The organism is Geobacillus sp. WSUCF-018B, from assembly GCF_002809985.1.
In the GTDB taxonomy this organism is placed as follows: Bacteria; Bacillota; Bacilli; order Bacillales; family Anoxybacillaceae; genus Geobacillus; species Geobacillus thermophilus.
The window spans coordinates 86,515-112,181 of record NZ_PIJF01000001.1 but is presented as its reverse complement, the minus strand read 5'-3'; the positions used below and the strand labels follow the sequence as shown (position 1 = coordinate 112,181).

23 protein-coding genes are annotated in these 25,667 nt (G+C 55.1%); 1 reads left to right on the top strand and 22 read right to left on the bottom strand.

All coding sequences use genetic code 11. The features are described 5' to 3' along the window. Positions 1-7: 7 nt before the first annotated feature. The 3 genes from asd to dpaA all read right to left on the bottom strand — a co-directional run bounded on the left by asd (position 8) and on the right by dpaA (position 2,682). A complete protein-coding gene (gene asd, locus CV944_RS00595; RefSeq protein WP_033008061.1) occupies positions 8-1,051 on the bottom strand; it encodes an aspartate-semialdehyde dehydrogenase in 1,044 nt (347 codons plus the stop codon). 120 nt (positions 1,052-1,171) lie between these two features. After that, positions 1,172-1,780: a dipicolinate synthase subunit B gene (locus CV944_RS00590; RefSeq protein ID WP_033016831.1), complete on the bottom strand. Its 609-nt coding sequence runs from the start codon at positions 1,778-1,780 to the stop codon at positions 1,172-1,174. Continuing rightward, complete coding sequence (gene dpaA / locus CV944_RS00585) at positions 1,777-2,682, bottom strand: dipicolinic acid synthetase subunit A (RefSeq protein ID WP_100663741.1); 906 nt, start codon at positions 2,680-2,682, stop codon at positions 1,777-1,779. The genes CV944_RS00590 and dpaA overlap by 4 nt, the downstream gene beginning before the upstream one ends. 173 nt (positions 2,683-2,855) lie before the next feature. On the opposite strand from dpaA, the gene CV944_RS00580 reads away from it, so the two are divergent. Next, a complete protein-coding gene (locus CV944_RS00580; RefSeq protein ID WP_033008066.1) occupies positions 2,856-3,098 on the top strand; it encodes a YlmC/YmxH family sporulation protein in 243 nt (80 codons plus the stop codon). A gap of 71 nt (positions 3,099-3,169) precedes the next feature. Here CV944_RS00580 and CV944_RS00575 read toward each other — a convergent pair whose 3' ends face one another. The 19 genes from CV944_RS00575 to CV944_RS00485 all read right to left on the bottom strand — a co-directional run bounded on the left by CV944_RS00575 (position 3,170) and on the right by CV944_RS00485 (position 25,630). Next, positions 3,170-4,417, bottom strand: coding sequence for a M16 family metallopeptidase (locus tag CV944_RS00575; protein WP_100663740.1), 1,248 nt, complete (start codon positions 4,415-4,417; stop codon positions 3,170-3,172). After that, the gene (locus tag CV944_RS00570; RefSeq protein ID WP_033008071.1) at positions 4,404-5,387 is read right to left on the bottom strand and encodes a polysaccharide deacetylase family protein; all 984 of its coding nucleotides are present in this window, start codon (positions 5,385-5,387) and stop codon (positions 4,404-4,406) included. The genes CV944_RS00575 and CV944_RS00570 overlap by 14 nt, the downstream gene beginning before the upstream one ends. 88 nt (positions 5,388-5,475) lie before the next feature. Next, on the bottom strand, positions 5,476-7,635 hold the full coding sequence (pnp, locus tag CV944_RS00565; protein WP_033008073.1) for a polyribonucleotide nucleotidyltransferase: 2,160 nt from the start codon (positions 7,633-7,635) through the stop codon (positions 5,476-5,478). Positions 7,636-7,771: 136 nt separating this feature from the next. Then, entirely contained in the window at positions 7,772-8,041 is a 270-nt protein-coding gene (rpsO, locus tag CV944_RS00560) for a 30S ribosomal protein S15 (RefSeq protein WP_033008170.1), read from the bottom strand. Between the two features lie 87 nt (positions 8,042-8,128). After that, positions 8,129-9,115, bottom strand: a complete 987-nt coding sequence (gene ribF / locus CV944_RS00555; protein WP_033008075.1) for a bifunctional riboflavin kinase/FAD synthetase — start codon at positions 9,113-9,115, stop codon at positions 8,129-8,131. A 36-nt stretch (positions 9,116-9,151) separates the two neighbouring features. Further along, positions 9,152-10,060, bottom strand: coding sequence for a tRNA pseudouridine(55) synthase TruB (gene truB, locus CV944_RS00550; RefSeq protein ID WP_033008077.1), 909 nt, complete (start codon positions 10,058-10,060; stop codon positions 9,152-9,154). 55 nt (positions 10,061-10,115) lie between these two features. Then, positions 10,116-10,502 carry a 30S ribosome-binding factor RbfA gene (gene rbfA, locus CV944_RS00545; protein ID WP_033008079.1) on the bottom strand — a complete coding sequence of 129 codons (387 nt, stop codon included), beginning with the start codon at positions 10,500-10,502 and terminating at the stop codon, positions 10,116-10,118. Positions 10,503-10,518: 16 nt separating this feature from the next. Next, positions 10,519-10,797, bottom strand: coding sequence for a DUF503 domain-containing protein (locus CV944_RS00540; RefSeq protein ID WP_033008081.1), 279 nt, complete (start codon positions 10,795-10,797; stop codon positions 10,519-10,521). Beyond that, the gene (gene infB / locus CV944_RS00535; RefSeq protein WP_100663739.1) at positions 10,794-13,019 is read right to left on the bottom strand and encodes a translation initiation factor IF-2; all 2,226 of its coding nucleotides are present in this window, start codon (positions 13,017-13,019) and stop codon (positions 10,794-10,796) included. Before infB ends, CV944_RS00540 begins: the two co-directional genes overlap by 4 nt. 4 nt (positions 13,020-13,023) lie before the next feature. Next, entirely contained in the window at positions 13,024-13,341 is a 318-nt protein-coding gene (locus CV944_RS00530) for a YlxQ family RNA-binding protein (protein WP_033008083.1), read from the bottom strand. Beyond that, positions 13,338-13,622, bottom strand: coding sequence for an RNase P modulator RnpM (rnpM, locus tag CV944_RS00525; protein ID WP_033016843.1), 285 nt, complete (start codon positions 13,620-13,622; stop codon positions 13,338-13,340). The genes CV944_RS00530 and rnpM overlap by 4 nt, the downstream gene beginning before the upstream one ends. Before the next feature lie 12 nt (positions 13,623-13,634). Further along, entirely contained in the window at positions 13,635-14,786 is a 1,152-nt protein-coding gene (gene nusA, locus CV944_RS00520) for a transcription termination factor NusA (protein WP_094239897.1), read from the bottom strand. A gap of 24 nt (positions 14,787-14,810) precedes the next feature. Next, positions 14,811-15,284 carry a ribosome maturation factor RimP gene (gene rimP / locus CV944_RS00515; protein WP_033008087.1) on the bottom strand — a complete coding sequence of 158 codons (474 nt, stop codon included), beginning with the start codon at positions 15,282-15,284 and terminating at the stop codon, positions 14,811-14,813. 204 nt (positions 15,285-15,488) lie between these two features. Next, the gene (locus tag CV944_RS00510) at positions 15,489-19,793 is read right to left on the bottom strand and encodes a PolC-type DNA polymerase III (protein ID WP_047818152.1); all 4,305 of its coding nucleotides are present in this window, start codon (positions 19,791-19,793) and stop codon (positions 15,489-15,491) included. Positions 19,794-19,898: 105 nt separating this feature from the next. Continuing rightward, positions 19,899-21,602: a proline--tRNA ligase gene (locus CV944_RS00505; RefSeq protein WP_047818151.1), complete on the bottom strand. Its 1,704-nt coding sequence runs from the start codon at positions 21,600-21,602 to the stop codon at positions 19,899-19,901. A 26-nt stretch (positions 21,603-21,628) separates the two neighbouring features. Beyond that, positions 21,629-22,894 (bottom strand): RIP metalloprotease RseP, encoded by a 1,266-nt coding sequence (gene rseP, locus CV944_RS00500; protein ID WP_171697966.1) that lies wholly within the window; start codon positions 22,892-22,894, stop codon positions 21,629-21,631. A 2-nt stretch (positions 22,895-22,896) separates the two neighbouring features. Beyond that, positions 22,897-24,045: a 1-deoxy-D-xylulose-5-phosphate reductoisomerase gene (gene dxr, locus CV944_RS00495; protein WP_100663744.1), complete on the bottom strand. Its 1,149-nt coding sequence runs from the start codon at positions 24,043-24,045 to the stop codon at positions 22,897-22,899. 20 nt (positions 24,046-24,065) lie between these two features. Next, positions 24,066-24,860, bottom strand: coding sequence for a phosphatidate cytidylyltransferase (locus CV944_RS00490; protein ID WP_049624612.1), 795 nt, complete (start codon positions 24,858-24,860; stop codon positions 24,066-24,068). Beyond that, positions 24,857-25,630, bottom strand: a complete 774-nt coding sequence (locus CV944_RS00485) for an undecaprenyl pyrophosphate synthase (protein WP_033016874.1) — start codon at positions 25,628-25,630, stop codon at positions 24,857-24,859. Before CV944_RS00485 ends, CV944_RS00490 begins: the two co-directional genes overlap by 4 nt. Between the last annotated feature and the right edge of the window lie 37 nt (positions 25,631-25,667).

The window sequence follows — 25,667 nt, the reverse complement described above, 5'->3', positions numbered from 1 at the left end:
ATGCTCGTTAAATGAGCCCGAGCTTCAGCAAACTTTCGGCAATTTGCACGGAATTTGAAGCAGCCCCTTTTAGCAAGTTGTCGGCAACAATCCATAAATGAAAGGCGCGGCTGTTGTCCAAATCGCGGCGGATGCGGCCGACAAAGACGTCGTATTGGCCGACGCAGTTGGCCGGCATCGGATACAGCTGTTCGCTCGGATCGTCTTGGAGAACGACGCCCGGCGCCTCGCGCAGCACCGCTTGCAAATCGGCAGCCGTGACTCCGTCTTGCTCGATCTCGATATACACCGACTCCGAATGCCCGCTCGCCACCGGAATGCGCACGCACGTCGCCGCGACGCTCAGCTCGGGCATATGCATGATTTTTTTCGTTTCGTTGATCATTTTCATCTCTTCGAACGTAAACCCGTTATCTTGAAACTTATCGATTTGCGGAATGGCGTTAAACGCGATTGGGTAATGCTTCCGGTCCGATTTGACCGGCAAAATGGTTGCCTCGAACGGCTTATTGTCAAGCACCGCTTTCGTCTGCTCGTACAGCTCTTCAATCGCCTGCGCCCCTGCTCCCGAGACGGCCTGGTACGTGGAAACGATGACGCGGGATAAGCCGAACGCCTTCCGAATCGGCTCAAGCGCCACGACCATTTGAATCGTCGAGCAGTTCGGATTGGCGATGATGCCGTTATGCCATGTCAAATCGCTTTCGTTCACTTCCGGGACGACAAGCGGCACGTTTTCCTCCATCCGGAATGCGCTCGTGTTGTCGATGACAATCGCCCCGCGCCGAACCGCCTCCGGCGCCAATGCTTTCGACACTGCGCCGCCAGCGCTGAATAAGGCGATATCAACCCCATCAAAGCGCTCGGGCGCGGCGGCCTGCACTTCAATCTCTCTGCCGCGGAAGCGCATTTTTTTGCCAGCCGAGCGTTCTGACGATAACAACGTTAATGTTCCGACCGGGAAGTTCCGGTCTTCAAGCGTCCGCACCATTTGTTGTCCGACTGCCCCCGTGGCTCCGACGACAGCGACATGGTATTGTTTTTCAGCCATCAGCCATTCTCCTTCCACATCGTCACTCTAAAGAGATGAATTCATAGTCTTTATTTTATCACATTCCGCTGCGGACGAGAGAAAATTTTTCTGTCCGGCGTCGATTTTCCACACCCTCCGTTAGTCGTTGTAACGGAACCGTTCGATCACAACTGGCTGCAACTGCTTTCCTTCCAAGGCGGCAAGCACAGTGTCATGCAGGAGCGTCATGCGCGCCACCATCGAGTTCGGTTTGGCGTGCGGAGCATCTTGGCCAAACGGGATGAAGTAAATGTTTTTCGCCGCCATCAGCCGCATCAAATTGACGCCGTTTAGGCCGAGGGCGTCATTCGTGGAAATACCGAGCACGACCGGGCGGTGGTTGCGCATCGTCGCCTTGGCGGCCATCAACACCGGTGAATCGGTCATGGCGTTTGCCAGCTTGCTCATCGAGTTGCCGGTCAGCGGCGCGATGACCATGCAGTCGAGCGGGATTTTCGGCCCGAGCGGTTCAGCCTTGACGATCGTGTCAATCACCTCGTTCCCGGTCAATTGCTCGAGTTTTTTCACCCACTCTTCCCCTTCGCCAAACCGGGTGTTCGTCGTCTTCACCGTATACGTGACGATTGGCAGCACCTCCGCCCCTTCATTCACGAGTTTTTCAATTTCCGGGAACACAGCGTCATACGTGCAGTGCGATCCAGTCAGGCCGAAGCCGATCCGCTTCCCCTTCAGGCTTTTTTCGCTCATTGTTTATTCTCCTCCCGTTTCTGTAAATCTTGATACAAAAGCTGCGCCAAGACGTTGGCGATAATTTGTCCGGCCGTTTTCGGCGCGACGACCCCCGGCAGCCCAGGCGCCAAGATGGCTTTCACTCCGCGCTTTTCAGCATAGCGGAAATCGGTGCCGCCCGGCTTTGACGCCAAATCGATGATCAGCGTATGGGCCGGCATTTTCGCGATGACGCTCGCCGTTACAATCAAATGGGGGACGGTGTTAACACAAACGTCGATATCGCGCACTTCTTTTTCCAAATCATTTAAATGAAACGGTTCAAGCCCCATTTCCGTAATGCGGGCCAAATGTTCCGACCGGCGCGCCCCGACTTTCACTTTTGCCCCCAAAGCGGCAAATGTCCGGGCGACGGTCATGCCGACGCGCCCCAATCCTAAAACGGCGATGCGGGAACCGTGAATCGTAAAATCGGTGTGCTGGATCACCATCATCACCGTTCCTTCAGCGGTCGGGATCGAGTTGTAAATGGCGACATCATCGCGCTCAAACAGCTGGATGTATTTGCGCCCGGTCTTTTTCATCAGTTCGTCTAAATACGGGTTGCTGATGCCGGAATAAACGGTGCACCGCTTGGCTGTTTTTTGCACCATCTCTTCCGTGAACGGAATCGGCTCGTGGGAAAACACGCTGTTGACCTTGCCATCCAACGTCGTGCCGTGAACCGGCAAAATGATCGCATCCAGGTCGGCAAAATCGACCTCCTCGATCGACATCTTCGTCGCCCCGGTAAAATGGTGGGCGAGCTGGTCAAAGCCGACAAGCGACAATTTGGCGTCCAGTTCAACAAGCTTGCGAATCACTTCAAGTTGCCGCGCATCGCCGCCGATGATGGCGACATGCATTCCTGTCAACATCATATGTCCTCGTCACCTTCTTTACTGGCAAACTGCTCCGTTTCTTTTCCCATCTTATGTTGGAAGAAAAATATAGGTGAATGCCCTTGGCGGAAAAATAGGCCATTGGCGGGCGGCATTTTTTTCTCGCCCGTTTCTTACATATAGAAGTAGGGAAGAGGGAAGGGGGAATCAGCGTGCGGCTGAGTGAATTAAGCGGCAAAGAAATCGTCGATGTGCGGCGGGCGGAGCGGCTTGGGGTGCTTGGGCAAACGGATTTGGAAATCAACGAACAAACAGGGCAAATCGAAGCGTTGCTCATCCCGACTGGAAAATGGTTCGGGTTTCGCAAAGACGGGCAGGAAATTCGCGTGCCGTGGAAGTATATTCGCAAAATCGGCGCCGATATGGTGATGATCGACGCTCCAGAACAAGAATGACGGGCGCGCCAAACGAAAAAAGCTAACAACCTCACAACGGGTCGTTAGCTTTTTTTATGCCCGACAGGCGGCTACGATCGAAGCGGGCGCGGCAGCACGCCATCCGGGCTGATTAAGGCGAGCGCGTAATCATCGGTAAAAATGGTGCGCGCTAGCTCATTCACTTTTTCCACCGTGACGCTTTCAATTTCCTCGATAATCTCGTCAAGCGACCGATGGCGGCCGAGAAGAAGTTCGTTTTTGCCGTTGCGGCTCATGCGGCTGTTCGTGCTTTCAAGCCCAAGCATCAAGCTTCCTTTCATCTGTTCTTTGCTGTTATGCAGCTCTTTTTCCGTAATACCGTCTTCTTTCAACTGGCGTAGCGTCCGTTGGATCGTTTCAAACAAAACGTCAAGCTGGCTGCTCCCCGTGCCGGCGTAAATGGCGAGCAAGCCGCTGTCTTGGTAGGCGGAATGGTACGAGAACACCGAATACGCCAATCCGCGCTGTTCGCGCACTTCTTGAAACAGCCGGCTGCTCATGCTGCCGCCTAAAATATTGTTGAGGATCAGAAGCGGATACGCATCCGGGTGGCCGACCGGCAGGCCGTTGAACCCGATGCATACGTGCGCCTGCTCCGTGTCTTTTTTGCGCGCGAGCTTTTGCGGCACAAACGTCGGCGTCCCTGACGGAGCGGGCTTGCGGGACGCAGTGAACGAGCCGAAATAACGTTCGACTTCAGTGATAAACCGCTCATCGACATTGCCGGCAACGGAAACGACAACGCGATCCGGAGTATAGTAGTCGGCCATATATTGGCGCAACGTGTCCCCCGTAAACGTGCGCAACGTCTCTTCCGTGCCTAAAATCGGGTAGCCGAGCGGATGGCCCGCATAGCATGCCTTGCCGAGCAAATCGTGGACGATGTCATCCGGCGTGTCTTCGTACATTTTGATTTCCTCAAGCACCACGTTCCGCTCTTTTTGCAGCTCATCCTCAACGAACGTCGAGTGAAAAAACATATCGGCAAGCATTTCCAACGCGAGCGGTGCATGTTCGTCCAACACTTTGGCGTAATAGCACGTATACTCTTTCGACGTAAAGGCGTTCACTTGCCCGCCGATGCTGTCAAACGCTTCGGCGATGTCCCGGGCCGTGCGCGTTGCCGTCCCTTTAAAAAACATGTGCTCTAAAAAGTGGGAAATGCCGTTGTTTTGTTCCGTCTCATTGCGCGAACCTGTGCCGATCCATACGCCAATGGCCACCGACCTTACAGTCGGAATTTGCTCCAACACGATTCGCACGCCGTTTTTGCACGTGTACTTGTTAATCAACTCCATGTTCCTCCTGTTTTTTGGCCAGTCTTTTCTCGTCGAATAAGGCTGTCAGGCTGCCGATGGCATAGCCTTTCCGCTTGATCGAGGCGATCAGCTCATCGAGTGCGGCCGCCGTCGGCATCGTCGGATGCATCAAAATCATGGCGCCGGGATGGATTTTTGATGTTACCCGTTTCACTATAGCAGATGGCGACGGTTTTTGCCAATCAATTGTATCAACGCTCCACATGATCGTCTTCATGCCGAGCTCGGCGGCGATGTTGACGACGTCATCACGGTAGCTGCCGCTCGGCGGGGCAAACCATTTGCATTTGACCGACGTCGCCGCTTCAATGACTTCATTCGTCTTTTCCAGTTCGCGGCGGACCGCTTCGCTGCTGAGCGTTTTCATATCCGGATGGCTGTAGGAATGGTTGCCGATTTCATGGCCGGCATCTGCTATCATTTTTGCCATCTCCGGATGGTTTTTTACCCATCGCCCTTCCAAAAAGAACGTCGCCTTCACCCCATGTTTTTTCAACGTCTCAAGCATATCGGGGATGTATTCTTCCCCCCAGGCCACGTTGATGAGCAGCGAGACCATCGGTTTGTCGGGGTGGCCGCGATAGATCGGCGCCGGCGGCAAGTCATCCAAATGAACGCGCGGCGGCACTTGGCGGAACACGAGTTTTCGTTCATCGAACGTTCCCGTTTTCTTCATGTTTTCATAAGAGGCGTCAATATCGACAGCGAGCCCGTTGTACCCCGGCGTCGCCTTCCACACTTTATCAATGACCGCATCCTGGGCGGGAATTTCGTATTGCTTCGCCTGCTTGACAATCGTCTCGTACAGTTTGTCGCGTTCTTTCATGGCGGTCATTTCCGCCGGGCGCCAGCTCTCGATGTAGCCGCCGACCGGAGGCCACTGAACCGCCATCCAAGCGATGAGAAACATGACCGCTAGCGCCATGTATCGGGCATAGCCGTTGTTCACCCTTGTCCCCCTCCTTTTTCACTACTACAACCATATGTCTACGGGAGACAAGTTAGAACATAGCAAAAGAGCCTTAAGAAACAAATTCCTAAGGCTTCATGCGTTGGCGCTCCGGCCGTCTTCCGCGTTTTTCCCGCGGCGGCTCGGCAATGCCGCGCTGCTCGCGCAACACCGCTTTGCGCGACAAGTTGACGCGCCCTTGTTTATCGATTTCGGTCACCTTCACCAAAATTTCATCGCCGATCGACACGACGTCTTCCACTTTGCCGACCCGCTCCTCGGCCAGCTCGGAAATGTGGACGAGCCCGTCCTTGCCGTTGAACAGCTCGACGAACGCGCCGAATTTTTCGATCCGTTTCACCTTGCCCAAATACACTTTCCCCACTTCGACTTCGCGGACGATGTCTTCGATGATTTGCTTTGCTTTTTGGTTGGCCGCTTCATCGACAGAGGAGATGAAAATCGTGCCGTCTTGCTCGATATCGATTTTCACGCCGGTTTCATCGATGATTTTGTTGATTTGTTTGCCGCTCGGCCCAATGACCTCGCGGATTTTATCCGGATTGATGTGCATGATCAAAATTTTCGGCGCATATTTGGACAGCTCTTTGCGCGGCTCGCTGAGCGTTTGCATCATATGGTCCAAAATTTCCAAGCGCCCTTTGCGCGCCTGCATGAGCGCCTCTTCCAAAATGTCGCGCGTCAGCCCTTTAATTTTAATGTCCATTTGCAGGGCGGTGACGCCTTTTCTCGTGCCGGCGACTTTGAAGTCCATATCGCCGAGATGGTCTTCAATGCCTTGAATGTCGGTCAAAATTGTGTAATGATCGTCTTGTTTCACCAGCCCCATGGCAATGCCGGCGACCGGCGCTTTAATCGGCACCCCGGCATCCATCATCGCCAGTGTGCTCGCGCAAATGCTCGCCTGCGATGTCGATCCGTTTGACTCGAGCACTTCCGAAACGAGGCGGATCGTGTACGGAAACTCGCGCTCCGACGGCACGACCGGCTCCAACGCCCGCTCCCCAAGCGCGCCGTGTCCGATTTCGCGCCGCCCCGGCCCGCGCATCGGCCCGGTTTCGCCGACGGAAAACGGCGGGAAGTTGTAATGGTGCATGAACCGTTTCGATTCTTCCAAATCAAGCCCGTCCAAAATTTGTACATCGCCGAGCGCCCCGAGCGTACAAACGCTCAACACTTGCGTTTGGCCGCGCGTAAACAAGCCCGACCCGTGCGTGCGCGGCAAGACGCCGACCGCCGACGACAGCGGGCGGATTTCATCGACTTTGCGCCCGTCCGGACGGATTTTCTCAACTGTAATCAAACGGCGCACTTCTTCTTTCACAAGCTTGTGCAAAATTTCCTGCACTTGCTTCAGCTTCTCTTCATCCGCCTCTTCTGCTTCGTACTTGGCGATGACGCCCGCTTTTACATCCTCGATGGCAGCATCGCGCGCCAGTTTTTCCGGCACTTGCACCGCCCGCTTAATATCTGCTTCCGCAAGTTGACGGATTTCCGCCTCCAACTCAGGATCGGGTTCATACAAGACGACTTCCATTTTTTCTTTGCCGACCTGGGCGGCAATTTCCTCTTGGAAAGCAATGAGCCGCTTGACTTCTTCGTGGCCGAACATGATCGCTTCGAGCATCACTTCTTCCGGCACTTCATCCGCGCCGGCTTCGACCATGTTGATGGCATCTTTCGTCCCAGCGACGACAAGATGCAGATCGCTTTTTTCCATCTGCTCGACCGTCGGATTGATGACAAACTGGCCATCGACGCGGCCGACGATGACACCGGCGATCGGTCCTTCAAACGGAATGTCGGAAATCGTCAACGCCGTAGACGCACCGATCAACGCCGCCACTTCCGGGGAGCAGTCTTGGTCGACGCTCATGACCATCGATACGACTTGCACTTCGTTGCGGAATCCTTCGGCAAACAACGGGCGGATCGGCCGGTCGATGAGCCGGCTCGCCAAAATCGCTTTCTCGCTTGGGCGGCCTTCCCGTTTAATAAACCCGCCCGGAATTTTCCCGACCGCGTACAGCCGCTCCTCGTAGTTGACCGTCAGCGGGAAAAAGTCCACATTTTTCGCTTCCCGCGATGCGGTGGCCGTGCTCAGCACCACCGTATCGCCGTAGCGGACGAGCGCCGCCCCGTTCGCCTGTTTTGCCAGTTCGCCGGTTTCAATGACGAGCGGGCGTCCAGCCACATCGATGGAAAACACGCGTTTCTCTTGTTCCATACAGACGAGTACTCCTCTCTATGTACAAAAATAAGGGATCTGCTGATGATTAGTATAGACGAATTGGCGCTATTGTATCATCGCCGCGCAAACGGCGCCTATAAACTAGCAAAAAAGCGGGAATGCTCCCGCTTTTTTATCGACGTAATCCAAGTTTCTTAACTATTTCACGGTAGCGCGCCACATCTTTATTGCGCAAGTAGGCCAACAGCCGGCGGCGTTTCCCGACCATTTTCAGCAGGCCGCGCCGAGAATGATGGTCTTTTTTATGGACGCGCAAATGCTCATTCAAATTGTTGATTTGCTCTGTCAAAATCGCAATTTGCACTTCCGGAGAACCGGTGTCGTTCTCATGGACTTTGAATTGTTCGATGATTTCACGTTTGCGCTCTTGCGTCAATGCCATCATGGTTCACCTCCCTAGTCTTCGATCCCCGTTTGCCGAGCGGGCGTCGGTGACTCGCCTGGCCAAGCAACGGTTCGCATACATTGATTAGAATACCTCTTTTTCCGGCAAAATGCAAGTCTTTTCGTCCAAACGCCGGAAATACTGTTTTGCTTCTTCCTTGTCGCGGGCAATTTGCGCCGCTAGCTCGGCGACGCCGGCAAACTTGCGCTCGCTCCGCAGGCGGCGGTGCCACTCAACCGTCACCGTTTCCCCGTAAATGTCGCGCGCGAACGCAAACAAATGCACTTCCACGCTCGGCAACCCTTCGCGCGCCGCATGGAACGTCGGTTTGTAGCCGATGTTCGCCACCCCTTCGTACGTCCGGCCGCCAACGGTCGCTTTGACGGCGTAAACGCCGACCGCCGGCAATAGGTAGTCGCCATTTAACGCAATGTTGGCCGTCGGGAACCCGATCGTCCGCCCGCGCTGCTCCCCGGCGACAACCGTCCCTTCGATGTCATAAAAACGGCCGAGGAGGCGGGGGAGCTGATCGACCGCCCCTTCTTCAATGAGCTTCCGCACCCTTGTCGAACTCACCTTTTCCCCGTCGACGGCCAGCTTTGGAACAACGGTTTGCCCAAAGCGGCCGCGCGCATGAAGCGGCATCGTCTCCATCGTCCCTTTTCCGAACCGGCCATAAGTGAAATCAAAACCGGCGACGACGTGCTTGACATGAAGCCCATCTAAATATTGATCGGCAAACTGCTCCGGCGGCAGGTTGGCGAACGCCGGTGTAAATTCGACGATATACAGTCGATTCACGCCAAGCGCCGCAACCAACTGCTCTTTTTTGTTAAGCGGGGTAATGAGACGAAGCTCAGGTTGTTTGCCAAGCACGACGGACGGATGAGGATGAAACGTCATCACCGCGCTTTCGTATCCGCGTTCATTCGCAATCTCGACCGCCGTCCGGATCACTTTTTGATGGCCAAGGTGAATGCCGTCAAAATAGCCGAGCGCCATCACCGTCGGGGGAAGCGTCTGGCGCTCAAAGCGATGCGGATGCGAAAGAAATATCGTTTCCATGTCCATAACCCACCTTACTTTTTTTCCGCGCTTCGCCCGGCGTCAACGAAACACTTTGAGCGGTTTCATCAAGCCCGGGCGCGCCGGATGCTTTACATACAGGGCCAGCGCCTCCCGCTCGGGCGTCACGAGCACGACCGGCCCGTCAAGCGCATGCAAAAAGGCGGGAAGCCGGAGCAGCGCCCCGTTTTTTACTTTCTCTGCTACTTTATCATTGATTTCATATTTCGGCAAATGAAAAAGCGCTTGCTCGATCGGAATGAGCAAGGCGGCGGCCGTTCCGTCGGCCGCCCGGCGCTCGACTTCTTCAAGCGTCACACAATCTTCAAGCCGAAACGGGCCGGACGCTGTGCGGATGAGATCGGACATATGAGCCGGATAGCCGAGCTGCTCGCCGACCGTCACTGCGAGCGTGCGGACATACGTGCCTTTGCTGCATGTGACGCGGAAGCGAAATGACACCGTCTCCCCGGCAAACTGCTCGCGATCATCGAGCAGCTCGAGCTCGTAAATCGTCACGCGCCGCGTCGGGCGCTCCACCTCGATGCCGGCGCGCGCATATTCATACAGCTTTTTGCCGCCGACTTTCACCGCCGAATACATGGGCGGCGTTTGCTCGATTTCCCCGATAAGGCGGCGGAAAACGGCTTCGATTTCCACCCGCGCAATCGGCCGCTCGACCGGCCGGACGGCAACGACGTCACCGTCGGCGTCTTCGGTCGTCGTCGCTGCGCCGAGCGTCACTTCCCCTTCGTACGTTTTCGTCGCTCCGGTAAGAAATTCCGCAATGCGCGTCGCTTTGCCAAGGCAAAGCGGCAGGACGCCGGACACGTTTGGATCGAGCGTGCCGGTATGGCCGACTTTTTTTACCCCAAGAAGGCGGCGCACCTTTGCCACACAGTCGTGCGACGTTATTCCTTTTGGTTTGTTGAGCAGCAATACCCCGTCCATCGGCGCACCCTTTCCCTGTCTATACTCGCGCAACGGAAATGGATAGACGGTTCGTCTATCCATTGTTTGGACCATCCTCCGCCTCTTCCGGCCGGCGGCGGTCGCCGTCGGAAATTTCGCGGATCAGCCGCTCAATGCGGCTGCCGTATTCCATCGTTTCATCGATCTCAAACAAAATTTCCGGCGTTTTGCGCAGGCGAATGCGCTGCCCGATTTCCGAACGAATGAATCCTTTCGCCTTTTCCAGTGCTTTCAGCGTGTTCTCCCGCTGCTCGTCATCGCCTAAGACGCTAATGTACACTTTCGCTTGCTGCAAATCGCCGGTGACGCGCACATCGGTGACGGTGACGAAACCGATGCGCGGATCTTTCAGCTTGCGGCCGATAATGTCGCTCAACTCTTTTTTCATTTGCTCGCCAACGCGAGTTGCCCGTATGTTCATCATCCATCACCTCGGTTTACAACCACTCAAATGATGTGGACGCCCGCTCCAACTCGGGGAACGAATCGATCAAGGCCAAGGCCCGCTCGAGTTCCCGCTCAGCCGCCATTCGGCTCGACGCGATGGCGACAAGGCCGATTTTCGCCCGCTGCCATGCGTCTTGATAATCGAGTTCAGCCACAGAGACGTTGTACTTTTGCCGAATCCTTGTCAGCACCCGCTGCAGGACGGCCCGTTTGTCCTTCAGCGAGCGGGCGTTATAAATGAGACATTCGCATGCGGCAAAGCCGATCATGCCCGAGCCACTTCCTGCATGACGTACGCTTCAATAACGTCCCCTTCTTTAATGTCATTGAAGTTTTTGATCGTCAAGCCGCACTCATATCCTTGCGCCACTTCGCGCACATCGTCTTTATACCGTTTGAGCGAATCGATTTCGCCTTCGTACACGACGATGCCTTGGCGGATGAGGCGCACTTTGCTGTCGCGGGTGATTTTGCCGTCGGTGACATAGCAGCCGGCGATCGTGCCAACTTTGGACACTTTGAACGTTTGCCGCACTTCCGCTTGGCCGATGACTTTCTCTTCGTATTCCGGGTCGAGCATCCCTTTCATCGCCGCTTCAATTTCCTCAATGACGTTGTAAATGATGCGATGGAGGCGGATGTCGACTTTTTCCGATTCAGCGGCGCGCTTCGCATTCGCATCCGGGCGGACGTTAAAGCCAATGACGATAGCGTTCGATGCCGTCGCCAGTGAAATATCCGATTCGGTGATGGCGCCGACCGCCGCATGGATGATTTTCACCCGCACGCCTTCGACATCGATTTTTTGCAAGGCGGCAACCAGCGCCTCAACCGATCCTTGAACATCGGCTTTGACGATCAAGTTCAGCTCTTTCATTTCGCCTTGCTTGATTTGTTCGAACAAATCGTCGAGGCTGACGCGCGTTTTCACGCTCCGCTGCTCCTGCAGCTGCCGCTGCGCCCGCGCTTCCCCGATTTGCCGCGCCTTTTTCTCATCCTCAAACACCATGAAACGGTCGCCGGCTTGCGGCACGTCGTGCAGCCCGGTAATTTCCACCGGCATCGACGGCCCCGCTTCCTTGACGCGCCGCCCGCTGTCATTGACCATCGCCCGCACACGCCCGTACGTCGTGCCGACGACGATCGGATCGCCGACTTTGAGCGTGCCGGCTTGAACGAGCAGCGTCGCCACCGGGCCGCGCCCTTTGTCGAGCTTCGCTTCAATGACCGTTCCGACCGCGCGCCGGTTCGGATTGGCTTTTAATTCTTCCATCTCGCTGACAAGCAAAATCATTTCCAACAGATGATCGAGGCCCTCTTTCGTTTTCGCTGACAGCTTGCAGAAAATCGTATCGCCGCCCCATTCTTCCGGAACGAGGTTGTACTCCATCAACTCTTGCATGACGCGGTCCGGGTTCGCTTCCGGTTTATCCATTTTGTTAATGGCGACGATGATCGGCACGTTTGCCGCCTTGGCATGGTTGATCGCCTCGACCGTCTGCGGCATGACCCCGTCATCGGCCGCGACGACAAGGATGACGATATCAGTCACTTGCGCGCCGCGCGCCCGCATCGTCGTAAACGCTTCATGGCCTGGTGTATCGAGGAACGTAATTTTTTTGTCATTGACGGTGACTTGGTAAGCGCCGATGTGCTGCGTAATGCCGCCCGCTTCTTGCTCGGTCACTTTCGAATGGCGGATCGCATCAAGAAGCGTCGTTTTCCCATGGTCGACGTGCCCCATGATCGTGACAACCGGCGGCCGTTCAACCAGGTCTTCCGGAGCATCGGTAATTTCAATCGCTTCAAAGTTCGTTTCGTCAATGGTCACCTTTTCTTCCACTTCAACGCCGTAGTCGGAGCAGATGAGCTCGATCGCATCTTTGTCCAAGTCTTGGTTGATCGTCGCCATCACGCCAAGCATAAACAGCTTTTTAATAATTTCCGACGGCTCGCGGCCCAATTTTTTCGCCAGCTCGGCCACGGTGAGCGAACCCTCGAACGTAATTTTCTTCGGCAGCTCTTTTTCTTTTTTCGCCGGCTGCGGCACCTGCTTCGCGGCCGGAGCCGCTTGTTTTTTCCCTTTCGCCGGCCCTTTTCCTTTCTTCTTCGCCGCTTGGAACGCTTTCTTTTCTTGCTGCTGCGCCTCCGTTCGTTTTGTTTCTTTCCCTTTCGCCGCCCCTTTTTTCTTGGCCGGGTTGGCCGCTTCTTTTGCATCGCCAAAAATTTCCTCATCCGAGAAATCGGCCGTCTTCGCCGGCATCGGCCGCTTCGGCTTGTCGGTTTTCTTTTCCGCTTTCTTTTCATTTTTGGTTTCGGTTTTCTTTTCGGCCTTTGGGCGGTATTGATGGTCAAGCTTTTCGACGACATCGGCCTCGAGCATGGCCATATGATTGTTTACTTCAATGTTCATTTCTTTCAATTTATGAATAACGTCCTTGCTTGGCACGTTGTGTTTTTTCGCATATTCGTACACACGCATTTTTGACATACAGTCACCCCCATAAAGATCGGTCGAGCATCGTTTGCAATTGGCGCGCGAACCCTTCGTCGGTGACGGCGACGACGACGCGGGCGTCTTTGCCGATCGCGCCGCCCAGCACATACCGGTCCGGCACTTTGCAAAGCGGGACGCCATAAAACGCACATTTATCCGTCACTTTTTTTTCCGTGTTGGCCGACGCATCTTCCGAAAGCAACACGAGCCGCGCCCTGCCCCGTTGCACTTCCTTGACGACAAGTCCCTCTCCGGAAACGACTTTTCCGGCCCGCTGCGCCAACCCTAACAGCGATGCCCAGCGGTTCTGTTTCATTGTCCTGCCTGTTTCTCCTTTTTCGCCAAAGCAAGCAGCTCGTCATAGAGCGAGTCGGCGATGTCGGCTTTTAAATGGCGGGCCAAAATGTTTTTCTTTTTCGCCTGTAAAATGCAATCCGGGTCAAGGGTAATATACGCGCCCCGCCCCGCTTTTTTGCCGGTCGGGTCGATCGACACCTCTCCTTCTTTGGAGCGGACGATGCGCACCATTTCCCGCTTTGGCTTCATCTCTCCAGTGACGACGCATTTGCGCAACGGAATTTTCTTTTGCGCTGCCATTTCTATTCCCCCTCACTCGATTTCCGCCGATGCATCGAATGATTGGACGTTCTCATCACTATTTTCATTATCGGCCGCCGCGCCGTTGAAATCAAGCGAAGTGGATGGCGCATACGGATCAATGCCCATGTCCCGCGCCTCAGACTCGCTTTTAATATCGATTTTCCAGCCGGTCAATTTTGCCGCCAGACGGGCATTTTGCCCGCGTTTGCCGATGGCGAGCGACAGCTGGTAGTCCGGAACGATGACGGTCGTCGCCCTTTGCTCTTCATTGACGATGACGCGCAGCACTTTCGCTGGGCTTAACGCATTGGCGACAAACTCCACCGGGTCGGTCGACCAGCGGACGATATCAATTTTTTCCCCGTTCAGCTCGTCGACGATCGCCTGGACGCGCTGCCCTTTTGGCCCGACGCAGGCGCCAACCGGATCGACTTCCGGATTGTCGGAATGGACGGAAATTTTGGAACGATCGCCGGCTTCGCGGGCGATCGACTTGATTTCAACCGTCCCGTCGTAAATTTCCGGCACCTCAAGCTCAAACAGCCGCTTCAGCAAGCCCGGATGAGTGCGGGAGACGAAAATTTGCGGCCCTTTTGTCGTCTTTTCCACTTTCGTAATGTACACTTTCAGCCGATCGTGCGGTTTGTACGTTTCATTCGGCATTTGTTCGTTCGCCGGCAAAAGCGCCTCCGCCTTGCCGAGGCTGACATAGACAAAACGCGGGTCAATGCGCTGGACGATGCCGGTCATAATGTCCTCTTCGCGGTCGACAAATTCGGCGTAGATGATGCTCCGCTCCGCTTCGCGCACGCGCTGGGTCACGACTTGTTTCGCTGTTTGCGCAGCGATGCGCCCGAAATCGCGCGGCGTCACTTCCAATTCGACGACATCGCCGATTTGATAGTTCGGATTGATCCGCTGCGCCTCCTCAAGCGAAATTTCAAGACGCGGATCGGTCACCTCTTCGACGACGTCTTTGCGGGCGAGCACGCGGATCGTCCCTGTTTCCATATTTAAATCGACGCGCACGTTTTGCGCTTGGCCGAAATTGCGCTTGTACGCGGAAACGAGCGCCGCTTCAATGGCTTCCATAATCACTTCTTTGCTGATGCCTTTTTCCCGCATCAGATCGGCTAACGCCTCAAGCAACTGCGTGTTCATGAAACGAAAATCCCCCTTTTATCATTAAGAGAAAATGACGGCTAATCTAGCGCTCGCCACTTTTTCATACGGAATGGCGACCGTTTTTTGCCGCCCGCGGTCTTTGACCGACAGCGTCACGGTCGTCCCGTCAAAAGCGGTCAATTCCCCTTCAAACTGCTTTTCTCCTGCAATCGGCTCGTATGTTTTGATATATACATTTTTCCCAATTGCTCTTACAAAATCTTTTTCATTTTTTAACGGCCGCTCCGCTCCCGGCGATGACACTTCTAAAAAATAGTTGTGCGGAATCGGGTCGACCTCGTCGAGCTTTTCGCTTAGTCTTTCACTGACGACGCCGCACTGTTCAATGTCCACGCCGGTGTCTGAATCAATAAAGACGCGCAAAAACCAGTTTTTTCCTTCTTTCACATACTCGATGTCCACCAGCTCGAGCCCCATTTCGTCCAAAATCGGCGCGACAAGCTGTTCAACCGTTTCTGTCACTTTTTTGCTCATCGTGTTCCTCCTTACTGGGCAAGGCTGCATGCTGCATAATGAGAAAATCCCCTGCACAAGGCGGGGAATGAACGAAAGACGGAAAGACCGATGCTCATTCAAGACGAAAGAGTGGGTTTCCCCACTCTTTGCTTGCCATTATCTTTGCCAATTCCACTAAAACTATAACACATTGGGAAATATATTGCAACGAAAAACCGTCCGTCAGAACAAGGACAGCTGGTTATGATCCGGAAGCGAGTCGAGGCAGCCGCGGCTTTCGAGATACTCAAGCAGCGTTTTCGACACTTTGCCGCGCTGCTGCAAATCTTCTTTTGACAAAAACTCCCCTTCTTCGCGGGCGCGCACAATGTTTTGCGCCACGTTCGTCCCGAGCCCCGGGATGGCGTTAAACGGCGGAATAAGCGAGTTGCCGTCAATGACAAATTCGGTCGCCTGCGAGCGGTACAAGTCGATATTTTTAAAGGAAAAGCCGCGCTCGCACATTTCCAGCGCCACTTCCAGCACCGTGAGCAAGCTTTTCTCTTTCGCCGTCGCCTGAATGCCTTTGGCGTTGATTTCCTCAATCCGCTTGCGAATGGCGGCTGATCCTTTGATCATGGCATCAAGGTCAAAGTCCTCCGCCCGCACCGTAAAGTACGACGCGTAATACAAAAGCGGATGGTGCACCTTAAAGTAGGCGATGCGCACCGCCATCAACACGTAGGCCGCCGCGTGCGCTTTCGGGAACATGTATTTGATTTTTTTGCACGAGTCGATGTACCATTCCGGCACGTTATGCTTGCGCATCTCCGCCTCAAATTCCGGCGTCAATCCTTTCCCTTTGCGCACCGATTCCATAATTTTAAACGCCAGCGACGGCTCAAGCCCGCGGTAAATGAGATAGACCATAATGTCGTCGCGGCAGCCGATCACCTCAGAAAGCGTGCACGTGCCATTTTGAATGAGTTCTTGCGCGTTGCCAAGCCATACATCGGTGCCGTGCGACAAACCGGAAATTTGCACGAGCTCGGAAAATGTTTTCGGCTTCGTTTCTTCGAGCATTTGCCGGACAAAGCGCGTGCCGAATTCCGGGATGCCGATCGTGCCGACGTTGCACATAATTTGCTCCGGCGTAACGCCAAGCGGCTCGGTGCTGCTGAAAATGCCCATCACGTCCGGGTCGTCGGTCGGGATCGTTTTCGGATCGATGCCGCTTAAATCTTGCAGCATGCGGATGACCGTCGGATCGTCGTGCCCGAGAATATCGAGCTTCAATAAATTGTCATGAATCGAGTGGAAGTCAAAATGGGTCGTCCGCCATTCCGATGACGTATCATCGGCTGGATATTGGATCGGCGTAAAGTCGTAAATTTCCATATAATCGGGAACGACGATAATGCCTCCAGGGTGCTGCCCAGTCGTCCGCTTCACTCCGGTGCAGCCGGCCGCCAGCCGGTCGATTTCCGCGCCGCGCAGCTCTAAGTTATGGTCGCTCGCATAGCCTTTCACAAACCCGTACGCCGTTTTGTCGGCGACCGTGCCGATCGTTCCGGCGCGGTAGACGTTGTCTTCGCCAAACAGCACTTTCGTATAGTTGTGGGCGCGCGGCTGGTACTCGCCGGAGAAGTTCAAATCGATATCCGGCACTTTGTCGCCTTTAAAGCCGAGGAACGTCTCAAACGGGATGTCATGCCCGTCTTTTTTGTATTTCGTCCCGCATTGCGGGCAGTTTTGATCCGGCAAGTCAAAGCCCGACCCGACCGAACCGTCATTAAAAAACTCGGAATGTTTGCAGTTCGGGCAGACGTAATGCGGCGGCAGCGGGTTCACCTCGGTAATTTCCGTCATCGTCGCGACAAACGATGAGCCGACCGAGCCGCGCGACCCGACAAGGTAGCCGTCATCGAGCGACTTTTTGACGAGCTTATGCGAAATTAAGTAAATGACGGCAAATCCGTGGCCGATAATGCTCTTCAGCTCTTTTTCAAGCCGCTCCTCAACGAGTTTCGGCAGCGGGTCTCCGTAAATTTCTTTCGCCCGCCGGTAGCTCATTTCCTTGATTTCCTCGTCCGCCCCTTCGATGCGCGGCGTGTACAGCTCATCCTTGATCGGCTTCACTTCACCGATTAACGAAGCGATTTTTTGTGTGTTGTCGACGACGATTTCTTTCGCTTTTTCCGGCCCTAAAAACGAGAAGCAATCCAGCATTTCGTTCGTCGTGCGGAAATACACATCCGGCAGCTCATGCCGGTTGAGCGGGTTCGCCCCGCCTTGCGAATGGATTAAAATTTTCCGGTAAATTTTGTCCTCCGGATTTAAATAATGGACGTTGCCGGTGGCGACGACCGGAATGTTGAGCTTTTCGCCAAGGGCGACGATGCTGCGGATGATGTTTTGGATCATCTCTTCATCTTTGACGTAATCCATTTCAATGAGCGGCTTGTACACCTCGGGCGGATGCACCTCAAGAAAATCGTAAAAGCGGGCGATGTCTTCGACTTCCTCCGGCGCCTTTTGGATCAAGTTGTCAAACAGCTCGCCTTTGTCGCAGCCCGAGCCAACGAGCAGCCCTTCACGATGCTTGACCAGCACGGAGCGCGGGATGCGCGGCACGCGGTGAAAATAATCGATGTGCGACAGCGAGACGAGCTTGAACAAGTTTTTCAGCCCGATGTCGTTTTGCGCCAACAGCGTCGCATGGAACGGGCGCGCCAGGCGGTACGACGCATCGCTGTGCGTGCGGCTGTTTAATTCGTCATGAAACAGTATGCTGCGCTCTTCCGCTTCCTTCAATAGCCGCATAAGCAAATGCCCGGTTGCCTCCGCGTCGTAGATGGCGCGGTGGTGCTGGGTCAGTTCAATGTCGAACTTTTTGCAAAGCGTGTTCAGCCGGTGGTTTTTCAAATCCGGATACAAAAAGCGGGCGAGTTCAAGCGTGTCAATGACCGGATTGGCGAGCTTGCCGCGTCCCATGCGGGCGAGGCCTGCGTTTAAAAACCCGATGTCAAAGCTGGCGTTATGGGCCACAAGCGTCGCATCGCCAATCCAGTCAACAAAACGGGCCAGCACCTCATCCGGCTGCGGAGCGTCTTTCACCATTTCGTCCGTGATTCCGGTCAATTCCATCGTCGTCACGGACAGCGGATGTCCCGGATTGGCAAAGGACATAAACCGGTCGATGATCTCGCCGTCTTTGATTTTGACGGCCGCCAGCTCAATGATCGTATTGTACACAGCCGACAGCCCGGTCGTTTCAACGTCAAAGACGACGTATGTCTCCTCCGAAAGACGGCGGTGCGTTTCATTGTAGGCGATCGGCACGCCATCGTCGACGATGTACGCCTCAAGGCCGTAAATGACCTTCATGCCGTGTTTTTTCGCCGCGCTGTAGGCCTCCGGAAACGACTGAACAACGGCATGGTCGGTGACGGCGATCGCCGGATGACCCCATTTTTTCGCTTGTTCGATGAGTTTTGTCACCGAGGTAACCGCGTCCATTTGGCTCATCGGGGTATGCAAATGGAGCTCGACCCTCTTTTCCCCTTCGGGCGCTGTATCTTGCCGTTCGTTTGCAGCGATTTCGTTCAAATCGTTGGCGATGATGACCAAATCGCGGACGAATGTGTCGTTTTGCACGCTGCCGCGCACTTTCACCCACATGCCTTTTTTGACGCCGCTCATGAGCTCGGCGTCCTCTTTGTCGCGCGAGAACATTTTGACTAAAATCGAGTTCGTGTAATCGGTGATTTTCATGGTCAACAGCGTGCGGCCGCTTTTGAGCTCGCTCACCTCAGCGTCAAACACATACCCTTGCACCACAACGCGCCGTTCTTCCTCAACGATCGTCTCAAGCGGACGCACTGGCTCCTCGTCGCGGATCGGGTAGCCGATGACGAGCGGGCCGGATGGAGAAGCCGCTGCTGCCTTTTCCTCTTCTTTTGCCATATCGGTCAGCACCGCCAACGCCCGCTCTTCATCTTCTTGCTGCTTTTGCGCCAAAAACTGCTCCATTTCCTGCTCAGCCGGTTGCACGTCGACTTCCAGCTGAAGCGGCGGAAAACCGAACGACGCGTAAATCGCGGCGATTTTTTGCGCAAACCGCCGTTTGACAGCCAGCGCCTCCGCCTCGTGGCGGGCGGTGACAACGAGCTTGTTCCCTTTCACCGCCGGCGTCTGCCGGCTCAGCAAATCGACAAGCGGCGAGACGCCTTCTTGCAGCTCGGCGAGGCAAAGCGGCCAGTACGCCCGCACATCGTCTTCCGTTACGCGCGGCGATTCGACATCAATCGTATACCGGATGGCAGCGATATGGCGGAAAGCAGCCGCCAAGCGGTCCGTAAACGATTTGTACACCTCGGCCGGCAGCACGTTGGCGAACTGAAAATAGAAATGCCAGCTTTTTTCTTCTTTATCAATCACGACTTTGCGAATGAACGCATCACGGAAATACGGCATCCATTCATCCGACGTCATCTTCAGTTGCTCAAGCAAAACGAAAAACCGCTCTTTTTGTTCTTTCGTGGCCATGATTTCCCCTCTCAACGAAATCGTTTCTCTTTCTAATCATACCATACAAACGCCAAAAAGCGCCGACGGAAAAGAAACTCGTTCTTTTTCGCCGGCGCCGTTCGTTCACCCTTGCAAGAGGCGGCGCACCGTATCGGTCAATTCGCCCACCGGCACGTCAAACGTCTCGCCTGTTTTTCGCACTTTCACTTCGACGATGCCTTCGCCCGCCCGCTTGCCGACGGTGACGCGAACCGGAATGCCGATCAAATCGCTGTCGGCAAACTTGACTCCGGCCCGCTCCGGGCGGTCATCATATAACACTTCAAATCCTGCCTGTCCCAATTTTTCGTACCATTCCTCCGCCAACGCTCGCTGCTCGTCGCTTTTCGCGTTCGCTGTCAGCAAATGGATATGAAACGGCGCCACCGAAGCCGGCCAGACGAGCCCGTTTTCATCGGCAAACTGCTCGGCAATCGCCGCCACCAGCCTGGAGACGCCGATGCCGTAGCAGCCCATGATCATCGTCTTCGTTTGGCCGTTTTCATCCAAGTACACGGCGTTCATTGCCTCGCTGTATTTCGTGCCAAGCTTGAACACGTGCCCGACTTCAATGCCGCGAGCGAAGCGGATCGTCCCTTTGCCGTCCGGAGACGGGTCACCCTCTTGGACAAAGCGCAAGTCGGCGTATTGACTGACGGCAAAATCGCGGTCCGGGTTGACGCCGATGTAATGGTAGCCTTCCTCATTCGCGCCGCAAACACCGTTGACGATGGCAGCAACAGCATGGTCCGCGATCACCATGACCGCTTCGCTGACACCGATCGGACCGAGCGAGCCGACCGGCGCCCCCATCACCCGTTCTGTTTCTTCCGGCGTCGCCAGCTCCACGACGGTGGCGTCGAGCACATTTTTCACTTTCACCTCGTTCGCCTCGTGGTCGCCGCGGACAAGAACAAGCACGTACCGGCCATCGACATTGAACAAAAGCGACTTGATGCAGCGCTCCGGCGAAACTTGTAAGTAGGAAGCGACTTCATCAATCGTTTTTTGCCCCGGCGTCGCCACTTTTTTCAATTCAGCCGGCGGCTCGCTGCTTTTCTCGTACGTGGTCACAACCGGCGCCATTTCAATGTTGGCGGCATAGTCGGACGCGTCGGAATAGGCGATCGTATCTTCGCCAATGTCCGAGAGCACCATGAACTCGTGCGTATCTTTGCCGCCGATCGCCCCCGAATCCGCGATGACGGCACGGAAGTTTAAGCCGCAGCGGCGGAAAATGTTCGAATAGGCGTTATACATGTCGTTGTACGTTTCATCCAAACTTTCTTTTGACGTATGGAACGAATAGGCGTCTTTCATCATGAATTCACGGCCGCGCAGCAGTCCGAAGCGCGGGCGCTTTTCATCGCGGAATTTCGTTTGGATTTGGTACAACACAAGCGGCAGCCGCTTGTACGTTTTCACTTCATCGCGGACGATCGCCGTGATCATTTCCTCATGCGTCGGCCCAAGGGCGAAATCGCGCTCGTGCCGGTCTTTTAAGCGCATCAACTCCGGTCCGTACGAATACCAACGGCCGGACTGCTGCCAAAGCTCGGCCGGCTGCAGCGCCGGCATCAGCAGTTCCATGCCGCCGATGCGGTTCATCTCCTCACGGATGATCGCTTCAATCTTTTGCAGCACGCGTTGCCCGAGCGGCAAAAACGTGTAGACTCCGCTCGCGCTCTGGCGGATGAAGCCGGCCCGCAGCAGCAGCTGATGGCTTTTCACTTCCGCGTCCGCCGGCACTTCGCGCAATGTCGGAATAAACGCTTGACTTTGTCTCATTCACAGCCACCTCATTCTCTCTCTCTTTATAGGAAAAATTTTTGAATGTCGTTCCATGTGACGACAAGCATCAGCAACATAAGCAAGGCGAAACCGATAAAATGGACCATTCCTTCTTTTTGCCGGTCGACCGGCTTGCCGCGCACGGCTTCAATGGCGAAAAAGAGGAGCCGCCCGCCGTCTAGCGCCGGCAATGGCAACAAGTTGACAATCCCGAGGTTGATGCTTAAAATCGCGCCCCATTTCATCAAGTAGTAGATCCCGGACTCCGCCACCTTGCCAGTCGATACAGCGATGCCGACCGGGCCTGACAGCATGTCAAGCTGAAACTGGCCGGTGATCAATTGAACGAGCCCTGTTGCAATTTCCCTCGTCCAGTAATACGTCTCGACCAGCCCTTGCTTTACGGAGCCGAACACCGATTTTTCCATCGGCTGATAGACGCCGATTAAGCCGATCGTCTCCCCTTGAATCGTTTTCGCTTCCGGGGTGACGGTCACGCTCATGTCTTTCCCGTTCCGCTCAATTTGAAACTCCAGCGGCTCCTCTGGATGAGCGCGAATCGTGTTGACGATTTCCGTCCACGTTTCCATCCGTTCGCCGTTGATGGCGATGACCTCATCCCCTTGCTTCAACCCCGCCGCGCGCGCCGCTCCATCCGGCGTCAGCTCGCCGATGACCGGCTTATCGACCGGGTAGCCTTGCAAAAGGCCGATGATGATAAAGACGAGGACGGCCAATAGAAAGTTGGCGAGCGGGCCGGCCAAAATCGTCATCGTCCGCTGCCCGAGCGTTTTTGCCGCAAATTGGCGGTGGTACGGGGCGATTTGAATTTCTTGGCGGTCGACGACAAAAAACGCCGGTTCTTTCACCGCAAACCGCTCCAGCCGCTCGCCGTCGGCATAGCCGGTGACGTACATGCCATGCTCCAAATCAGCGTCTTCCACCTCAACGACCCGAATGTTCGGATAATCGTCCTTATGGTTGAGGACGATTTTTTCCACCCGTCCTTCACTGTCAAGCAAAAGACCGACGACTTGCCCGCGCTTCAGCTCGATCGTTTCCGGGTCTTCGCCGGCCATGCGGACGAAACCGCCAAGCGGCAAAAGCCGGATCGTATACACCGTTTCGCTTTTCTTAAACGAAAACACTTTCGGTCCGAACCCGATGGCAAACTCGCGGCACAAAATGCCGGCCCGTTTGGCCAGCAGCAAATGCCCGAGCTCGTGAAAAAAGACGAGAGCGCCGAAGACAACAATAAACGAAATAATCGATTCCAACGTTTCAACCACCTTTATGCTAATAGTGAGCGGACATAAGCGCGCACATCCGCGTCAATTTCGCGAATCTCTTCAAGCTGCGGATCGTCCACCGGCTGATGGCGCTCAAGAGCGCGCTCGATCCACTCCTCGATGGCCAAAAACGGAATGCGTCCGGCTAAAAACGCCGCCACCGCTTCCTCATTGGCGGCATTCAACACCGTCGGCAGCGAGCCGCCGCGTTTTCCAGCTTCATAGGCAAAGCGGAGGCAGCGGTAACGGTCAAAATCGACCGGGGCGAAATGGAGCGCCCCAAGCGCAGCCAAATCGAGCGGCTTGGCCGCCGCAAGCGGCAGCCGCTCCGGATAGGCGAGCGCGTATTGAATCGGGATGCGCATATCCGGCGTGCCCAACTGGGCTAAGATGCTCGTGTCGCGAAACTCGACGAGCGAATGGATGACGCTTTCTCGGTGCAGCACGACCTCGATCCGCTCATACGGCAGCCCAAACAGCCAATGCGCTTCAATGACTTCAAACCCTTTGTTCATCATTGTGGCGGAATCAATCGTAATTTTCGCCCCCATCGACCAATTCGGATGGCGAAGCGCTTCTTCGACCGTCACATGAGCGAGCTCTTCGCGCGTCCGATCGCGAAAGCTCCCGCCCGACGCGGTCAGAATCAGCTTCTCCACGTGTTCACGCTTTTCCCCTTGTAAGCATTGAAAAATGGCGGAATGCTCGCTGTCAACCGGCAACAGCGGCACACCGCGCCGCTTGGCTGCCGCCGTGACAAGATGCCCGGCAACGACAAGCGTCTCTTTATTGGCGAGAGCGATCGTCTTCCCGGCTTCAATCGCTTTTAATGTCGGCACGAGGCCGACGCTGCCGACGACGGCGGTGACAACGACGTCCGCCTGCGGGCAAGCAGCCGCCTCCACCAACCCTTCCTCTCCGTACACGACTGCAGTCCGCCCGCTGTACTCACAGCGAAGCACTTCGTAAGCGTCTCGGTCGGTGACAGCGACAAGAACAGGGGAAAACTCAGCAATCAGCTTTCTTGCCGCTTCCACATTTTTCCCAACCGATGCCGCCGCCAGACGAAACTTGTCCGGATGAGCGCGCATGACATCGAGCGTTTGCTGGCCGATCGATCCGCTCGCCCCTAATATACTAATATATTTCAACATTTTCACTCCTCATCCGCTTATCGTACTGCTTCGATGAATATGTATAAGAGCGGCAGCACAAACAGCAGACTGTCAAACCGGTCCAAAATGCCGCCATGCCCCGGCAAAATCGCCCCCGAATCCTTCACGCCGTAATGGCGTTTGAAAGCGGACTCGACCAAGTCGCCAAGCTGGCCGAACATCGAAAGCAAAAGCGCAATCCCCACAGCTGCGCCAAGGCTGCCGAACGGGCCGACTGCCCATTCGTAAACGGCCGCGATGACAACAGCGCAGACGACGCCGCCAATGGCGCCTTCGACTGTCTTATTCGGGCTGATTTCCGGCCATAGCTTGCGCCGGCCGAACGCGCGGCCGAGAAAATACGCTCCGATGTCGGTCGCCCAAATGACAAACAGCGCGTAGACGAAGTACGCCAAGCCGGCCAAGCGGATCGCGGCGAAGCAGAAAAACCCGACGCCAACATACAAAACCGCCAGCACGACAAATGCTGCCTCATCAAACGTCAGCGCATTTTTTGTCACGACGGTGCCGACAAGCAGCAAAAAAGCGAGCGCGGCCAGCACACCGAACTTTGTCGTCCCGGACGCCAGCCATTCTTGGCCGTAAAGAGCGGGAACAAGCAGGAGCCAAAGGGCGGCAAACCCGGCGGCCCCAGCGAAAGACAACGGGGACATCCCTTTCATCCGCAGCAGCTCAAACAGTCCGACCGTGGCCAATATATATGTTACTATTATAAACGGAAATCCGCCAAAAATAACAATCGGCAAAAAGAGCGCCGCCGCTATGACTCCGGTGATGATTCGCTGCTTCATCGCGCTGACACTCCTCCAAACCGGCGGTCGCGGCGCTGGTAGGCAGCGATCGCCTCTAGAAAATGTTGCTCCGTAAAATCCGGCCATAAGACATCCGTAAACCAAAGTTCCGTATACGCCAATTGCCAAAGCATGAAATTGCTCAGGCGGATCTCTCCGCTTGTGCGAATGAGCAAGTCCGGATCTTTCAGGCCGTTCGTCATCAAGTATGAGGAAATGAGCGGCTCCGTAATATCGTCCGGCGCGAGCACCCCGCGCTCGACATCCTCAGCGATCCGCTTTACAGCGGCGGCAATCTCCGCCCGGCTTCCGTAATTGAGCGCAAAGTTTAAAATTAAGCCGGTGTTGCCGCTCGTTTCGTGAATCGCTTGCTCAACCGCCCGGCGCGTATGATCGGGCAACGCCTCCGTATGACCGATCACTTGGACTTTGACATTTTCGGCGACGAGCTCGGGAAGAAACGTCGTCAAAAACTGTTCCGGCAGCTTCATTAAATAGTCGACTTCCGTTTTCGGCCGTTTCCAGTTTTCCGTCGAAAACGCGTAAAGCGATAAAATTTCGATCCCAAGCTCATTGGCAAAACGGGTGATTTTGCGCACGACTTGCATGCCTTCGTAATGGCCGGCCACCCTCGGCAGCGCCCGTTTTTTTGCCCATCTCCCGTTCCCATCCATAATGATGGCAACATGGTTCGGAATCGGATGGCCAAGCACATCCTCTTTTGTCAGCGGGGCATCTTCCCGCTTCGCTTTTCGGATTTTATTAAACATACGAGTCCTCCGCCAACATGTTTTGCCTTTCCATTAT